The sequence below is a fragment of the Pantoea sp. X-Soil-YNGN-844 genome, from assembly GCF_059730595.1.
Window position 1 is genome coordinate 3,694,489 of record NZ_AP036007.1, and the last position, 18,046, is coordinate 3,712,534.

The window sequence follows — 18,046 nt, forward strand, 5'->3', positions numbered from 1 at the left end:
ATCAATCCGTATAACTGTCGGCTATTTCTCAACCCGGAAAGCAAGACAGTCCTGATGATGAAAGTTCTGAGCCAGATAATTGCCAGTGAGCTACAGGCGCGACCAGAGCAGGTTGACGCTGCCGTTCGCCTGTTAGATGAAGGGAATACCGTGCCGTTTATCGCACGCTATCGTAAAGAGGTCACCGGCGGCCTGGATGATACCCAACTCCGCCAGCTGGAAACCCGCCTCAGCTATCTGCGTGAACTTGAAGAGCGACGCCAGTCGATTCTGAAGTCGATTGACGATCAGGGAAAACTGACTGACGACCTCGCCCACGCCATCAATACCACCCTCAGCAAAACCGAGCTTGAAGACCTCTACCTGCCCTACAAACAGAAACGCCGCACGCGTGGACAGATCGCGATTGAAGCCGGTCTGGAACCGCTGGCGGACACACTGTGGCAGGATCCGTCGCACATCCCGGAGCAGCTGGCTGAGCAGTATGTCGATGCTGACAAAGGCGTCGCCGACGTCCGTGCTGCGCTGGATGGTGCCCGCTACATTCTGATGGAGCGTTTCGCCGAGGATGCCGCGCTGCTGGCCAAAGTGCGTAACTACCTGTGGAAAAATGCCCACCTGGTCTCACGCGTAGTGGAAGGCAAAGAGGAAGCGGGCGCGAAGTTCCGTGACTACTTTGATCATCATGAAGCGCTGAGCACCGTGCCGTCGCACCGTGCGCTGGCGATGCTGCGTGGCCGCAACGAAGGCGTGCTGCAACTCTCGCTGAATGCCGATCCGCAGTTTGATGAAGCACCGCGTGAAAGCCACGGCGAAACCCTGATTGCTGAGCACCTGAATCTGCGCCTGAATAACGCCCCTGCCGATAGCTGGCGTAAAGCCGTCGTGAGCTGGACGTGGCGCATCAAGGTGATGCTGCATCTGGAAACCGAACTGATGGGTACGGTGCGTGAGCGTGCAGAAGATGAAGCGATCAACGTTTTTGCCCGCAACCTGCACGACCTGCTGATGGCAGCGCCGGCGGGGATGCGTGCCACCATGGGGCTGGATCCCGGCCTGCGTACCGGCGTTAAAGTCGCTGTGGTCGATGCCACCGGTAAACTCGTGGCGACCGATACCGTTTATCCACACACCGGACAGACCGCCAAAGCGGCTGCCGCTGTTGCCGCGCTCTGCATTAAGCATCAGGTCGAGCTGGTGGCAATTGGCAACGGCACCGCTTCCCGTGAAACAGAGCGCTTCTTCCTGGATCTGCAGCAGCAGTTTCCACAGGTCACGGCACAGAAAGTGATTGTCAGTGAAGCTGGCGCATCGGTCTACTCTGCCTCTGAACTGGCGGCGCTGGAATTTCCGGATCTTGATGTTTCGCTGCGCGGCGCGGTGTCGATTGCCCGCCGTCTGCAGGATCCACTGGCTGAGCTGGTGAAAATAGACCCGAAATCGATCGGTGTCGGTCAGTATCAGCATGACGTCAGTCAGAGCCAGCTGGCAAAGAAACTCGACGCCGTAGTAGAGGATTGCGTAAATGCCGTCGGCGTTGACCTTAACACCGCCTCGGTGCCGCTGCTGACCCGCGTCGCGGGCCTGACGCGCATGATGGCGCAGAACATTGTCGGCTGGCGTGATGAGAACGGCCGCTTCCAGAATCGCCAGCAGCTGCTGAAAGTGAGCCGTCTTGGGCCAAAAGCCTTTGAGCAGTGTGCGGGCTTCCTGCGCATCAACCACGGCGATAACCCGCTGGATGCCTCGACCGTCCACCCGGAAGCCTACCCGGTCGTGGAGCGTATTCTGGCCGCCACCGAGCAGGCACTGAGCGATCTGATGGGCAACGCGGGCAGCCTGCGTAACCTCAGCGCCCGCGATTTCATTGATGAACGTTTTGGTCTGCCGACTGTTACCGACATCATGAAAGAGCTGGAGAAGCCGGGCCGCGATCCCCGTCCTGAGTTCAAAACCGCGCAGTTCGCGGAAGGCGTGGAAACGCTGAACGATCTGACGCCAGGCATGATCCTCGAAGGTGCCGTCACCAACGTCACTAACTTCGGTGCGTTTGTGGATATCGGCGTGCATCAGGATGGCCTGGTCCATATCTCGTCGCTTTCAGACCGCTTTGTGGAAGATCCACATCAGGTGGTAAAAGCGGGTGATATCGTCAAAGTGAAAGTGATGGAAGTCGATCTCCAGCGTAAACGTATTGCCCTGACCATGCGTCTTGATGAGCAGCCAGGCGAAGGCAATGCACGTGGCGGCGCAAAGAATGCCGCCCCGCGCGAAGAGAAACGTCCGGCCGCCGGTAAAGGCCGTCCACGTCCGGTCAGCACATCTGCGGGTAACAGCGCGATGGGTGATGCACTGGCCGCGGCATTCGGTAAAAAACGCTAAGCTTTTCAGGGGGCCATCATCTGGCCCCCCTTTCTCACCCTTCTCCCCGGTTGAAAATCCCCGCCATCGCGCTACGCTGAAAAGACGCCTGTCATAAAAACAACACCTGCTGTGGCACCCAATTCACAATGGAAACGATCACCGATCTGATTGAGAAGATTTATGCTGGCACATTCCCGGAGGCGACCTTTGCGCGCCTGCAGGCTGACATCGCTACCGCCCGCGAGGCGATTAAGCTGCCCCGTAAGGCACACTGGGATGAACAGGATGTGGTGCTGATCACCTACGCCGATCAGTTTCGTGAAGCCGGTAAACCCACACTCAGCACCTTCTCCCGTTTCTACCAGCAGCATCTGCAATCCACATTTCCGCTGGTTCACCTGCTGCCCTTTTTCCCCTGGTCGTCCGATGATGGATTTTCGGTGATTGATTACCATCAGGTCGATCCGCAGTGCGGCGACTGGCAGGACATTGCGCGCCTGCATCAGGAAACCCGTCTGATGTTTGACTTCGTCTGCAACCACATGTCGTCGCAGAGCGCCTGGTTCCGCCACTTTCTGGCGCAGGATCCTGGCTGGGACGATTTCTTTATCAGCATGCCGCCCGCTACCGATCTCAGTGCCGTCACGCGACCGCGCACTTCGCCGCTGCTGACGCCGTTTAAGATGGCCGATGGCGATACCCGCTTTATCTGGACCACCTTCAGCGCCGACCAGATCGACCTTAACTTTGCCAATCCTGAGGTGTTGCTGCGCATGGTTAACGTGCTGCTCGACTACCTGATCCGTGGCGCTGACTATGTACGTCTCGATGCGGTCGGCTATATGTGGAAAACGCCCGGCACGCGCTGTATTCATCTGGAAAAAACCCATCAGCTGGTGAAGCTGTTTCGCGCCATTGCCGACCATGTCGCGCCCGGCACGGTGATTATCACCGAGACCAACGTGCCGCATCAGGACAACATCAGTTATCTGGGCAACGGCCACGATGAGGCGCAGATGGTCTATCAGTTTTCACTGCCGCCGCTGGTCCTGCATGCCATTCATACCGGATCGGCGCGCGCGCTGCGGCAGTGGGCCAGTTCGCTGGATCTCAGCAGCAACGACACCACCTTCTTCAACTTTCTGGCGTCACACGATGGCATCGGGCTGAATCCGGCGCGCGGCATTTTGTCTGAAGTGGAGATTGTGGCGCTGGTGCGCGATCTGGCACTGGAAGGCGCGCTCGTCTCCTATAAAAATAACCCCGACGGCACCACCAGCCCCTATGAAATCAACGTCACCTATCTGGATGCGTTAAATAGCGAGGCTGACGATGACGCCACGCGACTGAAACGCTTTTTGCTGGCCCATGCGATTCTGCTGGTCTTTCCTGGCGTGCCTGCCATCTATATCCAGAGCATTCTGGGCGGTCGTAACCATTATGATGGCGTGCGGGCCGCCGGACACAACCGAGCGATTAACCGTCAGAAGTATGATTTGCAGCAGATTGAAGCGGCGCTGGCGGGCGGTGACTGGCTGCGGCAGCAGATTTATACCCGGCTCGGCCAGTTGATACAGCTGCGTCGTCGCCAGCCTGCATTCCATCCCGATAATCCGATGACGCTGTATGACAGCGAAAATGCCGTGCTGGTGCTCAGCCGTCATCAGCCGGAGAGCGGCGACGGACTGCTGTGCGTGTTTAATCTCAGTGGACGGTCAGTGATGACGCAGCTGCCGATGGCGCATACGTTGCAGGATGTGGTGAGCGGAGAGAAAATTGATGGCACCCAGCCGGTTAAGCTGGATGCCTGGCAGTTCATGTGGCTACGTTAATTACTTGTAGACTTCAGCGGTGGCGCTGAATTTACCGTGTTCGCGACCGGCGATCACCAGGTAATATTTACCGCCTTTTTCGTCAGCGAGCTTAGACAGCACTTTTTTAGCATCCATTGGCGAGGTAGTTTCCGCCGTGGTGTTAACGGTGCCAATCTTCTGCAGGTTCATTGTCTTAACTTCTTCTTTGGTGACTTCTTTCGCTGCCATCGCAGAAAATGAAATCGCGCCCATCATCATTGAAGCCACAACCCATTTAAAAACCTTCATTATGTTTACCCTCATTCATGATCCATTGTGAGATGTAAGCAGCCGCTAAACGCGTAAGGCAGTATGGAACGGCATAGTCATTTCCGTGACTAATCACATAAAATTGCAGCGGCCTTGCTCACAGAGAGAAGTATTGCTGCTGTCAGCGATTTTGCCAATATAAAGCAGCACTATCCTGGTAAATTACTGATAAAGTTAACAATATGCTGACAGAAGTTGTCAGGATGGGAAATAAAAGGTGCATGCGCTGCTTTTTCGATAACCACCGAAGGCGAATCTGGCAACATTTCATCTATCTCAGCGGCTATCCGGCGCGGTACCAGTCCATCCAGCGCCCCGTAGAGTCGCAGGAACGGCAGCCTGATCTGCGGTAGCGCGTCGCGCATATCGACCTGGCGCAGAATCTCCAGACCGCCATCCAGTACCGCCACCTCCGGCATCGGTTGTGACAGCACCACCTCTTTCAGCTGTCGCGCATCGGCACGCGCGGTTTCGGTGCCCAGCGTCTGCAGCGCCAGAAAGCGCTCCACCGTGCGCTGAAAATCGTTGCTGAGCATCTGCTGAAAGTTCTGCAGCGTCTCCGGTTTAATGCCGGGCCAGCGCTCTGTGGCGGTGAAACAGGGCGACGACGCCACGGTAATCAGTGCAGCCAGCTTTTCTGGCGCTGTCAGCGCCAGCTGCGTTGCTACCAGTCCGCCCAGCGACCAGCCCACGACAATCGCCTGCGGTGGCAGCAAAGGCAGTATCTCTTCTGCCATCTGCGCCAGCGTCAGCGCGCCAACATTCTGACTGCGGCCATAACCCGGCAGATCGACCAGATGCAGGCGATAGTGCGGGCTGAGTCGCGGAATAATGCTTTGCCAGACTTCGGCGTTCAGTCCCCATCCGTGCAGCAGCACAAGATCGCGTTTTCCTTCCCCGCAGGTGTGCCAATAGAGCGACATCATCAGTTACTATCCCGAAATTGATAAGGAGGTCGCTATGCTAGCAATGCCCGCCCTGTGTTGGCTATGCCGGATGCCGTTACGGATAGCCCGGCACGGCATCTGCAGTTTATGCCTGCGCGGATTACCGCCGTTGCCATTGCTCTGCCCGCGCTGCGGATTGCCGGCTGGCTCAGCAGAGGTCGCCTGTGGCCGCTGCCAGCTTAAACCGCCCGCCTGGCAGGCGCTGGTCTGCGTCAATGACTACTGTCCGCCGTTCAGCCAGTGGGTTAATCAGCTGAAGTTTTCTCACATAACCGCACTCAGGGTGATGCTGGCGCGGCTGCTTTTGCTAAGCTGGCTGAATGTTTACCGGCGTGGCAAGGTGCCGCGTCCCGATCTGCTGCTGCCGGTTCCGCTGCACCGGCGGCGACGCTGGCAGCGCGGCTTCAATCAGACGGTACTGCTGGCCGCTCCGCTGGCGCACTGGCTGGGATGTGAATGGCGTGAAGGTGTTTCCCGCAGGCGAAGGGGCGCACTACAGCATCAGCTCAGCGCCCGGCAGCGCCGCACCAATTTACGCGGTGCCTTCCGCCTTGAAATGGCGGTGCAGGGACGCCATATCGCCCTGCTGGATGACGTCATTACGACCGGCAGTACCGTAGATGAAATCAGTCGTCTGTTACTGGCGCAGGGTGCCGCCAGCGTGCAGGTCTGGTGCCTGTGCCGTACCTTGTAGAGCGTCATTGATGGGCGTATTATAACCAACTAAATTAGTCAACTATTGAGCAATCGACATGATCCGAATTACTGACTCTGCCCAGGAACATTTTTCTAAACTGCTATCCAAACAAGAAGATGGCACCCAGATTCGCGTATTCGTGATTAACCCGGGTACGCCAACAGCAGAATGTGGCGTCTCTTACTGTCCGCCCGATGCAGTTGAAGCGACTGACACCGAACTGAAGTTCGAAAAGCTCTCAGCGTATATTGATGAGCTGAGCAAACCGTATCTGGAAGATGCGGAAATCGACTTCGTAACGGATAATCTCGGCTCACAGCTGACGCTGAAAGCGCCGAATGCCAAAATGCGTAAAGTCTCTGATGATGCGCCCATGGTTGAGCGCGTTGAGTATCTGCTGCAGGCGCAGATCAACCCACAGCTGGCTGGCCACGGCGGTCGCGTGTCGCTGATGGAGATTACCGATGAGGGCTACGCCATTCTGCAGTTTGGCGGCGGCTGTAACGGCTGTTCAATGATCGACGTGACTCTGAAAGATGGTATTGAGAAAGAGCTGCTGGCCGCCTTCCCGGAACTGAAAGGCGTGCGCGATATTACCGAGCATCAGCGCGGCGAACACTCGTTCTACTGATGATAAAGCGCGGCAGCCCGGCTGCCGCGCCCTTCTTAATTCTCTTTCTTTCCTGACTGACGCTGCTGACTCACGACCTTCAGCAATGCATTCACTTCCTTGTCCGCAAAGATCTCCTCCAGCGTTTTGCTCAGCTTGCGTCGCCAGTTAGGGTACTGATCCACCGTACCCGGCACGTTAACCGGCGTGGTCATGCCGAGCCAGTCCTCCGGTTGTAGCCCCAGCAGCGCACTGTCGGTATCCGCCAGGAAGCGATGGATCGCCCGGTTCAGCGCAGGCGTCATAGCCAGCTTCTCCGCCTTCTTCTGGCTGCGAGCCGGTAAGGCACCCGCCTGATGCAGCGCATCCAGCAGCGCCTGCTTCTGTGCGGCACGCTGCTCATGTAACGCTTTCACCGCATCGCCCGGATAAAGGCCCAGCTTCTCACCCAGTTCCAAATCGCCCTGCTCCCAGAAGCCGGTCAGCGTCGGCAGATCATGGGTACTGGCGCTGGCGATAGACTGACGCGGGTAGTCTTCTGGCGCGCGATAGCGTTCATCTTTCTCCTGCTCAAACCACAGCACCTTCCATGAAAAGACGCCGCTTTTACGCAGCAGGCTGACGATCTCCTGAGGCACGGTGCCGAGGTCTTCGCCAATCACCATACAGCGCAGCCGGTGGCTCTCCAGCGCCAGAATAGCCAGCAGATCGTTGACCGGATAGGCCACATAAGCACCTTTATCCGCCGTCTCTCCGGCTGGCACCCACCACAGGCGCAGCAGCGACATCACATGGTCGATACGCAGCGCGCCACAGTCACGCATATTGGCGCGCAGCATGTCGATAAATGGCTGATAGGCGCGCGCCTGCATCACATGCGGATCCATCGGCGGTAAGCCCCAGTTTTGTCCCAGCGGTCCCAGACGGTCAGGCGGTGCGCCCACCGAGGCCTTGAGGCGATAAAGCTCCGGGTCGTGCCAGGTCTCCGCACTACCTTCCGCCACGCCCACCGCCAGGTCACGGTAGAGACCGACGCTCATGCCCAGCGCCTGACTGTGCGCCCAGCAGCCTGAGAACTGCTGCTGCGCCAGCCATTGCAGCCACTGCCAGAAGGCGATCTCCTCTTCATGCTGTTCACACCACTGCTGCACTTCCGGCGACTGACTGTTGCGCCACGCCTCTGGCCAGGCAGGCCAGCCGCCCTGCTGCGACTTGTCTGCCTGCCGCTCCAGCTGTATGCCATCGTAGGCAGCCTGATAGCGCAGGCTGTCACCGCCGTCACGCACAAAAGCAGCAAAGGAGAGAGGCTCTTCGCTCTGGCTGTCACGCGCCTGAAAGTGTGTCCAGGCATGGCGCAGCGCCGCCAGCTTCAGCGCCATCACGGCTTCGTAGTCGACCTGCTCCGCCTCACGCGCTTTGGTCAGCGCCTTCTGTGTTTTCGCGCTTTTCCACCACTTCTGCGCCGCCGCGCTTTGCTGAAAATCGGTCACCTGACTGACGTCGATATAAATTACGTTCAGCCAGCGGCGCGATGACGGGCTATACGGGCTGGCAAAACCGGCGCTGGCGGGATAGAGCGCATGCAGCGGATTCAGCCCGACGAAATCGCCGCCGCGCTCAGCCAGCTGTACCAGCAGTTGATCGAGATCGCCGAAGTCGCCGATGCCCCAGTTCTGTTCAGAGCGCACGGTATAAAGCTGAACCAGTGCACCCCAGCGTTTTTCTCCGGCTTCCAGCGCCGGAGGCAGATAGCAGCGCCGCGGCGCGACAATAATCTGCGTCTGCCAGCTTTTCTTTCCTTTAGTGAGCGTCAGCTGGTGATAACCCTGGGTCAGCGGTCCCGGCAGCGTAAAAGGCTCACCGGCGGTTAACTCGCCGCTGTGCTGTTTGCCCTTTTCGGTTTGCAACTGCCAGCGGTAAGTGCCACTGCCCTGTGGCGTCAGCTGTCGCTTACTGCTGCCGCTGAACACCGCGACTGGCGGCAGCGGTGATTTACTGGCCTTCTGCGGTTCGGCCATCACCGCCAGCAGTGCGCGTTTGGTCTCATCGCTGACGGCCTCTTTCCTGCCGTTGACGTCGATGTAATCCAGTGAAATGCCTGCGGCACGGGCGGCCTGATCGAGTGAATTTTGCTTCATTGCTGCTCCTTAGCGCGGTGCCTGCCAGATACGTTGCTGATAGTCACGAATGGAACGGTCCGAACTGAACATGCCGGTTCGTGCCGTATTGAGGATGGCGGCGCGGGTCCAGCCTTCGGGGTCACGCCATAGCGCTTCAACCCGTTGCTGCGCCTCGATATAGGCCTGGAAATCGGCCAGCACCAGCCAGGGATCGCCGTGTTTGGTCAGGCTTTCCAGCATCAGGTCAAAGGCGTGCTTATCCCCGTCGCTGAATTTGCCCTTCTCCAGCGATTTCAGTAAATCGTCCAGCGGCTTGTTCTGCTTACGCACCTTTTTCGGGTTGTAGCCTTTCGCCTTGAGCGCCTTCACCTCATCCACGGTGTGGCCGAAGATAAAGATGTTCTCCTCGCCCACCTGTTCGGCAATTTCGACATTAGCCCCATCCAGCGTGCCAATCGTCAGCGCACCGTTCAGCGCCAGCTTCATGTTGCCGGTGCCAGAGGCTTCATAACCGGCGGTGGAGATCTGCTCAGAAAGATCGGCTGCCGGGATCATCTGCTCGGCCACGGTGATACGGTAGTCGGGGATAAACACCACTTTGAGTCTGTCGCCAACCCGCGGATCGTTGTTCACCACCTCTGCCACTTTGTTAATGGCGTAGATGATATTTTTGGCGAGGTAGTAACCCGGCGCGGCCTTAGCCCCGAACAGGAATACCCGTAGCGTAAAAGTGACATCTTCCGGGTTATTACAGAGCGTCTGATAGCAGTAGAGGATATGCAGCAGGCTGAGATGCTGCCGCTTGTACTCATGCAGTCGCTTGATCTGCACATCGAACAGCGCAGCCGGATTCACGATGACGCCGGTGTGCCGCGCAATATACTCTGTAAGCTGCGCTTTGTTCTGCTGTTTGATGCTGCGATAGCGCTGACGAAACGCCTGATCGTCGGCATAAACCTCCAGACCCATCAACGCATCAAGGTTATTGGCCCACTCCGTTTTCAGCGTCTCATCAATCAGCCCGGCCAGCGCCGGATTGCACTGCTTCAGCCAGCGACGCGGCGTAATGCCATTGGTGACGTTATGGAATTTTTGCGGCCAGAGCTGGTGATATTCAGGGAAGAGATCGCTGACCACCAGACGGGAATGCAGCGCCGCCACGCCGTTGACCGCAAAGCCGCTGACCACGCACAGATTCGCCATCCGCACCTGGCCGTCAGCCACCACCGCCAGCTTGTGCCACATCGCTTTGTCATCCGGCCAGCGCTGCTTCACCTGCTTTTTCAGCCGCTGATTAATCTCTTTGATAATCAGCATATGGCGCGGCAACAGGCTGCGCATCAGCTTCTCATCCCAGCGCTCCAGCGCCTCCGGCATCAGCGTGTGGTTGGTATAAGCAAACAACCGGCTGGTGATCTGCCATGCCTCATCCCAGCTCAACTGATGCTCATCCAGCAGCACACGCAGCATCTCCGGAATGGCAATGGTCGGATGGGTATCATTGAGCTGGATCACTTCGAAATCCGGCAGGCTGTGAATACTACGCCCCGCCAGATGGTGACGCCGCAGGATATCCGCCACCGCACAGGCACACTGGAAATATTGCTGCATCAGGCGCAGCCGCTTGCCAGCCTGATGGTTGTCATTGGGATAGAGTACTTTGGTGAGCTTTGCCGCTTCGATGCCGGGCTGCTCCGCCTGCAGGAACTGGCCGTCGTTAAAGGCGGTAAGATCAAAGGGATGCGCGCTCACTGCCTGCCACAGGCGCAGCGGCAGCGTCACGCCGTTGCGATAGCCGGTAACCGGCAAATCCCAGGCCTCGCCGCGCAGCGTAAAATCGGGATGCCAGCGTACACCACCGTTTTCCAGCTTTTCTACCCGGCCGCCCATCGCGACGTCAACATCCAGCGCCGCATTGTGACGGAACCAGGGATAGCGCTCGCGCTGCCAGTCATCGGGCGCTTCAATCTGCTTACCCTCGTCAAAAGACTGGCGGAACAGGCCGTACTGGTAATTCAGTCCGTGGCCGGTGGCGGACTGCCCTACCGTTGCCATTGAATCCATGTAGCAGGCGGCCAGTCGTCCAAGCCCGCCGTTGCCGAGCGCCGGATCGACCTCCTGCTCCAGCAGTTCGGTTAAATCGAGCTGCTGCTCAGCCAGCGCCGCCTTAACCTCGTCATACCAGCCGAGATTCAGCAGATTGTTGCCGGTCAGACGACCAATCAGAAACTCCATCGACAGATAATTAACATGCCGCTGCTGCACCGCTGGACGCGGTGCCGGTTGTGCGGCCAGCAGTTCTGCCAGCACCGCACTCACCGCCTGCCACGCCTGGTGCGGGGTCATCTGTTGTGCGGAGAGGAGACTTAACTGCTGCCACTGGCGGGTCAATGCGGCGTTAAAACGGGCTTTATTAAATTTTTGCTGCGGCATATCACTCCCTTCTGTTACGCAATGAGGTGAAGCAAAAATAGAAAGCGCACGGGCTGGCAACCGGGTGCCAGCAACCGTTAAGTAAAGACGTGAGTGAGGAAAAAAGCGACAGCAATCAAAGAAAAACGCCAGCCGGGCGGCTGGCGTGGCAGGAATCAGCAGAGTTCGAGGTGAACCTCATGCTGCTCAATCACTTTCATGACGCTGGCGGGTGGCATTTTGTCGGTGTAGAGATAGTCCAGCAGACTCATATTGCCAAGGTTAACCATGGCGTTACGGCCAAACTTCGAGTGATCCACCACCAGCATCACGCAGCGTGAATTTTCAATGATGGCGCGCTTGGTGCGGACTTCGTGATAGTCGAACTCCAGCAGCGATCCATCCATATCGATGCCGCTGATCCCCAGGATGCCGTAATCGAGCCGGAACTGGGAAATAAAGTCGAGCGTCGCTTCACCCATTACCGCCCCATCGCGGGTCCGTACTTCACCGCCTGCGATGATCACCCGGAAGTCGGGTTTGCCCATCAACAGCATCGCCACGTTAAGATTGTTGGTCACCACACGTAAATCGCTATGGTTGAGCAGCGCGTGCGCCACCGCTTCCGGCGTGGTGCCGATGTCGATAAACAGCGTGGCGCCATCCGGGATCTGGCTGGCAACGCGCTGCGCAATCCGCGCTTTTTCCGCTGACCACATCATTTTACGATCGTGCCAGGCGGTATTCTCAGAGCTGGAAGGAAGCGCCGCGCCGCCGTGGTGACGCTGAATTTTATTCTGATCGGCCAGATCGTTGAGATCGCGACGAATGGTTTGCGGGCTGACCTCAAAGTGATCCACCAGCTCCTCAGTACTGACATATCCCTGACGACGGACTAAATCGATAATCGCATCATGACGTTGCGTCTGCTTCACGTTCCTCTCCTGTTAACCCGCTTATATCCTGTCTAACGACGCGTGACGTGACGCGTATCCACCAGCGCCATCGCCAGCCCGACGACCAGACCGGCGACGTGCGCCGCGTTGGCAATAGCCAGACCAAAGACGCCGAACCAGCCAATCACCAGCCAGACCAGCGCAAATCCGATCAATCCCCTTTCAAGATAGACGCCGCTGTCAGGATCGCGCTCGCCGCGCAGCCAGCAGTAACCCATCAGCGCATACACCACGCCAGACAGACCGCCAAACCAGATGCCGCTGAACTTCGCCTGCAGCCAGCCGCTGAGCAGCGCCGAAATCAGCATTATCACGAACAGTTTGCCGCTGCCAAGGCGCTTCTCAACCGCGCCGCCGAGATACCACCACCACATCAGATTAAACAGGATGTGCAGCAGTGAAAAGTGCAGCAGCGCATGGCTGAACCAGCGCCAGACCTGCAGATGCTGGTCGGCATCCGGCCAGGAGAGCCAGGCCATCACAGTCTGATCGCCCATCACCTGCATCAGAATAAACACGGCAATACAGAGCACCATCAGGGACATGGTCAGCGGACCGGCCCGCTCGCGGATGTTCGCCCAGATGTTGCTGCGCTCATAGCGCAGGCCGCTGTCGGTCTTGCCGCTGTGCCAGCTGGCAGCCTGATAGCGCGGATGGTTAGGGTCGTGCAAAAACTGCTGAAGTTCGTTTTCAACCACTGAGATCTTGCTCTCGTCATCCAGCATGATGACGTAGTGATTTTCATGCTCGATGCGCAGCGTGATGCCCTGCGTCGCCATGTAGTCCACAAACGCCTGCGCCATGCGCGGCTGATTAAACTGGGTAATGCGCATCAGTAACTCTCCATGTGACGGGCGGCAATTTATTCACTGCCGAGGGCAACCTGCTGAGGAAAGGCGGCACGCCAGGCATCAAAGCCGCCATCAATGCTGTAGGCCGCGCTGAAACCCTGTCCCAGCAGATATTGCGCCGCGCTTTTGCTGCTGTTGCCGTGATAGCACATTACCAGCACCGGCAGGCTGTGGTCTGCGCCGCTGACAAAGTCGCTGAGGTTGGTGTTGGTCAGATGAAGCGCGCCTGCCGCATGACCCAGGGCATAACTTTGCGGATCGCGGATATCCACCAGCAATGCACCCTCAGCCAGATGCGCCTGCGCCTGCTGCACGTTAATACATTCGAACATTTCCATGGAATCTCTCATAACAGCGTCGTCGTAATGGTGCGTAGTGTAACCCGAGAATCCACGCCGATAACCTGACAATCGTTACGGCTATCTGTTTTTTTGGTGGGCAGAATGTTAGCTATATCACGCAAAAATGTTTTTACCCGGTTAAAGACTGGCGTAAATGTTGGTTTGCGATTATGATTATGCTCGAAAACGAACATTAGAGAACTATTCCGAACATCGGAGGAGATGACGTGGAAACCAAAGACCTGATCGTGATCGGCGGCGGCATCAACGGTGCCGGCATTGCAGCAGATGCTGCAGGACGCGGACTGTCGGTGTTAATGCTGGAGGCGCGGGATCTGGCTTGCGCGACCTCCTCTGCCAGTTCAAAACTGATTCACGGCGGCCTGCGCTACCTTGAACATTACGAATTCCGTCTGGTCAGTGAAGCACTGGCCGAGCGCGAAGTCCTGCTGAAGATGGCCCCGCATCTGGCGTTCCCGATGCGCTTCCGCCTGCCGCACCGTCCGCACTTGCGTCCGGCGTGGATGATCCGTACCGGTCTGTTTATGTATGACCATCTTGGCAAGCGTACCAGTCTGCCAGGTAGTAAAAGTCTGCGGTTTGGCGCGGATTCGGCCCTGAAGCCGGAAATTACGCGCGGATTCGAATATTCTGACTGCTGGGTCGATGATGCCCGCATGGTAGTACTGAATGCGCAGGAAGTGGTGAAGCGTGGCGGTGAAGTCCGTACCCGCACCCGTGTAACCCGTGCCTGGCGTGAAGGTGGCTTGTGGAAGGTTGAAGCGGAAGATGTCGATACCGGCAAAACCTTTACCTGGCAGGCGAAAGGCCTGGTCAACGCCGCTGGTCCGTGGGTTAAGCAGCTGTTTGATGACAGCCTGAAGCTGAAATCGCCTTACGGTATCCGCCTGATCAAAGGCAGCCACATCGTGGTGCCGCGCGTTCATACCGAGAAGCAGGCTTATATTCTGCAGAACGAAGATAACCGTATCGTGTTTGTCATCCCGTGGATGGATGAGTTCTCAATCATCGGCACCACCGATGTGGAGTACAAAGGCGATCCGAAAAACGTCAATATCGACGACAACGAGACCGAATACCTGCTGAAAGTGTTCAACGGACACTTTAAAAAGCAGCTGACCGCTGACGATATCGTCTGGTCTTACTCTGGTGTACGTCCGCTGTGTGATGATGAATCCGATTCACCTCAGGCGATCACCCGTGATTACACGCTGGACGTGCGCGACGATAATGGTCAGGCACCGCTGCTTTCCGTATTCGGCGGCAAGCTGACCACCTATCGTAAGCTGGCAGAACATGCGCTGGAAAAACTGGTGAAGTACTACCCGAACGCCGGTCCGGCCTGGACCAAAAACTGCGTGTTACCGGGCGGCAATATCTCCGGCACCCGTGAAGATTATGCAGCCAGCCTGCGTCGTCGTTATCCGTTCATCAGCGAAAATATGGCGCGTCACTTCTCGCGCACTTATGGCAGCAGCACGGAAACCCTGCTGGCTGGCGCGAAAAGTCTGGATGACCTGGGTGAGAACTTCGGACACGAGTTCTACGAAGCGGAACTGCGCTACCTGGTGCAGCATGAGTGGGTGCGTGAACTGGATGATGCTATCTGGCGTCGTACCAAACAGGGTATGTGGCTGACCAAAGAGCAGCAGGCGCGAGTCACCGAGTGGCTGGCAGCGAAAGCTAAACCCGCCCTGTCGCTGGCATCATAAACTGTCCTAACTAAAGAATCAGAAAGCAGGCTTCGGCCTGCTTTTTTTATGTCTGCGATAGCGGGTCGGTGAATCCGGGTGCTGATCCGACAGGTTGCGCTTTTCAGCGTGTAGCAGAGTTTATTTTTGTACGACGAACTTTTTATTCAAAATGCCAGGCTCACACCATTCTTTATACAGAAATCCGTTTATGCGATCACATTTTTAGTCAGCGCCTAAACTCAACTCTTTCTGCTTCGTATATCAAAACGTTCACATCCCATTGTTACTGTAAATATAACGTTCAGGCTTTTTGCTTAATTGAACGACGTCATCAGAAAGCACAAACTTTCCTCAGTAAAAACGAAACAACCGTTATTTTAATCAGGAGGTTGAAATGAACACAGGCCAAACGCCTGCCCGGGAATGGAACACGCGCCGCAGTGAAAAAGCGCGTCGTCTGGCATCCTTCCCTGTTGATGGCAAAGTCATTCCTACTGAAAGAGCTGTAGAAGCATTTGAAAAACTGATTGCACCGGGCGACCGGGTGGTACTGGAAGGGAATAACCAGAAGCAGGCCGATTTTTTATCACGTACCCTGGCTGAGGTTAATCCGGCGATAGTACACGACCTGCATATGATTATGCCGAGCGTCGGCCGCAGTGAGCATCTCGATATTTTTGAAAAAGGCATTGCGCGTAAACTCGACTTCTCTTTTTCAGGTCCGCAAAGTCTACGTATTTCTCAGTTGTTAGAAGACGGTCAGCTGGAAATTGGCGCTATCCATACCTATATCGAACTCTATTCCCGCCTCTATGTTGATCTCAGCCCGAATGTGGCACTGATTGCCGGTTACAAAGCTGACCGCAAAGGCAACCTTTACACCGGCCCGAGTACGGAAGATACGCCTGCCCTGGTGGAAGCCGCCGCGTTCCGTGACGGTATCGTGATTGCCCAGGTCAATGAACTGGTCGATGACGAGACCGACCTGCCCCGCGTCGATATTCCCGGCTCCTGGATCGATTATATCGTCGTAGCCGATAAACCTTTCTTTATCGAACCGCTGTTTACCCGCGATCCGCGCCTGATTAAGCAGGAACATATCCTGATGGCGATGATGGCCATTAAAGGCATTTACGCCGAACATCAGGTGCAGTCACTTAACCACGGTATCGGTTTTAACACCGCCGCGATCGAACTGCTGCTGCCCACCTACGGCGAACAACTCGGCCTGAAAGGCAAAATCTGTAAGCACTGGACCCTTAACCCGCATCCGACGCTGATCCCGGCGATTGAGAGCGGCTGGGTTGAAAGCGTGCACTGCTTCGGTGGCGAACTGGGCATGGAAGAGTACATTCGCGCCCGTCCCGATATCTTCTTCACCGGCAGCGACGGCTCTATGCGCTCTAACCGCGCCTTCTGTCAGCTGGCAGGTCAGTATGCGGTCGATATGTTTATCGGCGCCACCCTGCAGGTCGATGGCCTGGCAAACTCCTCAACCGTAACCCGCGGTCGTCTTTCCGGGTTCGGCGGTGCGCCTAACATGGGCCACGATCCGCACGGCCGACGTCATGCCACGCCTGCATGGCTCAATATGATCACCGAACCGGACCCGATGCAGCGCGGTAAAAAACTGGTGGTTCAGATGGTGGAAACCTTCCAGGCCGGTGCCAAACCGACCTTTGTTGAAACGCTTGATGCCGTTGAAGTGGCGAAATCGACCGGTATGCCGCTGGCACCGGTGATGATCTATGGCGATGACGTCACCCACGTGCTGACCGAAGAGGGTATTGCCTATCTCTATCGCGCAGAAAGTCTTGAAGAGCGTCGCGCTATGGTCGCTGCCGTTGCGGGCATTACCGACATCGGTCTGGGTGTGGATGCGGCACGCGTCGCATTCCTGCGTAAAAGCGGCAAAGTGGTCTACCCGGAAGATATGGGCATTCGTCGTTCAGATGCGACCCGCTCACTGCTCGCCGCAAGCAGCGTCTCTGACCTGGTGGAATGGTCGGGTGGTCTTTATAACCCACCTGCTAAATTCCGGAGCTGGTAATGAAACTTCTGTCGCAGACTCAAACCGAGGCGCAGTCCAGCCAGCTGGCGACGATGGCGCGCGATTGTCTGATCGATGAAGCACGCCTGAGCCCTAAGCCGGGTCTGGTCGACAGTCGGGGAAACGGCGCGCATCAGGATCTGACGCTGGCGCTGATGGAGCGTTCCGCTCACAGCCTGATGCCAGCCTTTCTGGCGCTGGCCCGTCACAGCTGGCTGCGTCCCGCTGATATCGCCCTGCGCGAAACGGTAGGCCGCCTGGGCCGCGACGGTGAGCAGCAGATGATGGCGGCAACCGGCGGCGTTAACACCCATCGTGGCGCGATCTGGGCGCTGGGCTTGCTGGTGAGTGCCGCGGCCATGCACGGCGGTGCTGCCAGTGCCGACCAGCTGACCCGCACCGCCGCCGCACTGGCCAGCCTGCCCGACCGGGCTGCGCCAAAGCTGTTCAGCAAAGGGTTAAAAGCGACGCACCGCTATCAGGTGCCCGGCGCACGCGAAGAGGCGCAACAGGCGTTTCCTCACGTGATGAAGCTGGCGCTGCCACAGCTGCTGACCAGCCGGGCGGTGGGTGCCAGTGAAAGTGAAGCCCGTCTTGATGCGCTGATGGCGATCATGACCTCGCTCAGCGATACCTGCGTGCTGTCGCGTGCGGGTATGAACGGACTGAACGCCATGCAGCAGGGCGCACGCGCCGTACTGCTGGCGGGAGGCTGCCGCACAGCCGCGGGTCAGGTGGCGCTGTCGCAGCTCGACCGGCGCATGCTGGTGCTCAATGCTTCGCCTGGCGGGGCCGCCGATTTGCTGGCCGCGACGCTGTTTATTGATCGGGTCTGTTCACCTGAACATTCTTATTTTTAG

Annotated in this window: 14 protein-coding genes; 7 read left to right on the forward strand and 7 right to left on the reverse strand. The window is 57.3% G+C overall.

From position 1 onward, the window contains the following. The first annotated feature begins 54 nt into the window (after positions 1-54). Positions 55-2,382 carry a Tex family protein gene (locus AC6I8C_RS17240; protein WP_497823126.1) on the forward strand — a complete coding sequence of 776 codons (2,328 nt, stop codon included), beginning with the start codon at positions 55-57 and terminating at the stop codon, positions 2,380-2,382. A 128-nt stretch (positions 2,383-2,510) separates the two neighbouring features. Further along, positions 2,511-4,196, forward strand: a complete 1,686-nt coding sequence (locus AC6I8C_RS17245) for a sugar phosphorylase (RefSeq protein ID WP_497823127.1) — start codon at positions 2,511-2,513, stop codon at positions 4,194-4,196. Here the strand turns inward: AC6I8C_RS17245 and AC6I8C_RS17250 are convergent, their stop codons facing one another. Together AC6I8C_RS17250 and bioH are read right to left on the reverse strand one after the other, a co-directional pair. Continuing rightward, the gene (locus tag AC6I8C_RS17250) at positions 4,197-4,466 is read right to left on the reverse strand and encodes a YdgH/BhsA/McbA-like domain containing protein (protein WP_003853019.1); all 270 of its coding nucleotides are present in this window, start codon (positions 4,464-4,466) and stop codon (positions 4,197-4,199) included. Between the two features lie 170 nt (positions 4,467-4,636). Then, positions 4,637-5,413 carry a pimeloyl-ACP methyl ester esterase BioH gene (bioH, locus tag AC6I8C_RS17255; protein WP_497823128.1) on the reverse strand — a complete coding sequence of 259 codons (777 nt, stop codon included), beginning with the start codon at positions 5,411-5,413 and terminating at the stop codon, positions 4,637-4,639. Positions 5,414-5,447: 34 nt separating this feature from the next. Here bioH and gntX point away from each other — a divergent pair, with 34 nt between their 5' ends. After that, complete coding sequence (gene gntX, locus AC6I8C_RS17260) at positions 5,448-6,128, forward strand: DNA utilization protein GntX (RefSeq protein ID WP_497823129.1); 681 nt, start codon at positions 5,448-5,450, stop codon at positions 6,126-6,128. A 58-nt stretch (positions 6,129-6,186) separates the two neighbouring features. Further along, the gene (gene nfuA / locus AC6I8C_RS17265) at positions 6,187-6,762 is read left to right on the forward strand and encodes a Fe-S biogenesis protein NfuA (protein ID WP_161733698.1); all 576 of its coding nucleotides are present in this window, start codon (positions 6,187-6,189) and stop codon (positions 6,760-6,762) included. 35 nt (positions 6,763-6,797) lie between these two features. Here nfuA and malQ read toward each other — a convergent pair whose 3' ends face one another. From malQ to glpE, 5 genes are all read right to left on the reverse strand, one after another. Then, positions 6,798-8,879 carry a 4-alpha-glucanotransferase gene (gene malQ, locus AC6I8C_RS17270; protein WP_497823130.1) on the reverse strand — a complete coding sequence of 694 codons (2,082 nt, stop codon included), beginning with the start codon at positions 8,877-8,879 and terminating at the stop codon, positions 6,798-6,800. A gap of 9 nt (positions 8,880-8,888) precedes the next feature. Next, positions 8,889-11,294 carry a maltodextrin phosphorylase gene (gene malP / locus AC6I8C_RS17275; protein WP_497823131.1) on the reverse strand — a complete coding sequence of 802 codons (2,406 nt, stop codon included), beginning with the start codon at positions 11,292-11,294 and terminating at the stop codon, positions 8,889-8,891. Positions 11,295-11,449: 155 nt separating this feature from the next. Then, a complete protein-coding gene (locus tag AC6I8C_RS17280) occupies positions 11,450-12,208 on the reverse strand; it encodes a DeoR/GlpR family transcriptional regulator (RefSeq protein ID WP_013359303.1) in 759 nt (252 codons plus the stop codon). A gap of 32 nt (positions 12,209-12,240) precedes the next feature. Further along, positions 12,241-13,062, reverse strand: coding sequence for a rhomboid family intramembrane serine protease GlpG (gene glpG, locus AC6I8C_RS17285; RefSeq protein ID WP_013359304.1), 822 nt, complete (start codon positions 13,060-13,062; stop codon positions 12,241-12,243). 29 nt (positions 13,063-13,091) lie between these two features. Beyond that, a complete protein-coding gene (gene glpE, locus AC6I8C_RS17290) occupies positions 13,092-13,418 on the reverse strand; it encodes a thiosulfate sulfurtransferase GlpE (protein WP_049788879.1) in 327 nt (108 codons plus the stop codon). A gap of 230 nt (positions 13,419-13,648) precedes the next feature. Here glpE and glpD point away from each other — a divergent pair, with 230 nt between their 5' ends. The 3 genes from glpD (at position 13,649) to AC6I8C_RS17305 (ending at position 18,046) form a co-directional block, all read left to right on the forward strand. Next, positions 13,649-15,154 (forward strand): glycerol-3-phosphate dehydrogenase, encoded by a 1,506-nt coding sequence (glpD, locus tag AC6I8C_RS17295; RefSeq protein WP_497823132.1) that lies wholly within the window; start codon positions 13,649-13,651, stop codon positions 15,152-15,154. A 376-nt stretch (positions 15,155-15,530) separates the two neighbouring features. Continuing rightward, the gene (mdcA, locus tag AC6I8C_RS17300; protein ID WP_497823133.1) at positions 15,531-17,186 is read left to right on the forward strand and encodes a malonate decarboxylase subunit alpha; all 1,656 of its coding nucleotides are present in this window, start codon (positions 15,531-15,533) and stop codon (positions 17,184-17,186) included. Beyond that, positions 17,186-18,046, forward strand: coding sequence for a triphosphoribosyl-dephospho-CoA synthase (locus tag AC6I8C_RS17305; protein WP_497823134.1), 861 nt, complete (start codon positions 17,186-17,188; stop codon positions 18,044-18,046). The genes mdcA and AC6I8C_RS17305 overlap by 1 nt, the downstream gene beginning before the upstream one ends.

Excerpts from the sequence above, each read along its gene's own strand:
- AC6I8C_RS17240 (WP_497823126.1), top strand. The coding sequence starts at position 55 with ATGATGAAAGTTCTGAGCCAGATAATTGCCAGTGAGCTACAGGCGCGA.
- AC6I8C_RS17245 (WP_497823127.1), top strand. The coding sequence starts at position 2,511 with ATGGAAACGATCACCGATCTGATTGAGAAGATTTATGCTGGCACATTC.
- AC6I8C_RS17250 (WP_003853019.1), bottom strand. The coding sequence starts at position 4,466 with ATGAAGGTTTTTAAATGGGTTGTGGCTTCAATGATGATGGGCGCGATT.
- bioH (WP_497823128.1), bottom strand. The coding sequence starts at position 5,413 with ATGATGTCGCTCTATTGGCACACCTGCGGGGAAGGAAAACGCGATCTT.
- gntX (WP_497823129.1), top strand. The coding sequence starts at position 5,448 with ATGCTAGCAATGCCCGCCCTGTGTTGGCTATGCCGGATGCCGTTACGG.
- nfuA (WP_161733698.1), top strand. The coding sequence starts at position 6,187 with ATGATCCGAATTACTGACTCTGCCCAGGAACATTTTTCTAAACTGCTA.
- malQ (WP_497823130.1), bottom strand. The coding sequence starts at position 8,879 with ATGAAGCAAAATTCACTCGATCAGGCCGCCCGTGCCGCAGGCATTTCA.
- malP (WP_497823131.1), bottom strand. The coding sequence starts at position 11,294 with ATGCCGCAGCAAAAATTTAATAAAGCCCGTTTTAACGCCGCATTGACC.
- glpG (WP_013359304.1), bottom strand. The coding sequence starts at position 13,062 with ATGCGCATTACCCAGTTTAATCAGCCGCGCATGGCGCAGGCGTTTGTG.
- glpE (WP_049788879.1), bottom strand. The coding sequence starts at position 13,418 with ATGGAAATGTTCGAATGTATTAACGTGCAGCAGGCGCAGGCGCATCTG.
- mdcA (WP_497823133.1), top strand. The coding sequence starts at position 15,531 with ATGAACACAGGCCAAACGCCTGCCCGGGAATGGAACACGCGCCGCAGT.
- AC6I8C_RS17305 (WP_497823134.1), top strand. The coding sequence starts at position 17,186 with ATGAAACTTCTGTCGCAGACTCAAACCGAGGCGCAGTCCAGCCAGCTG.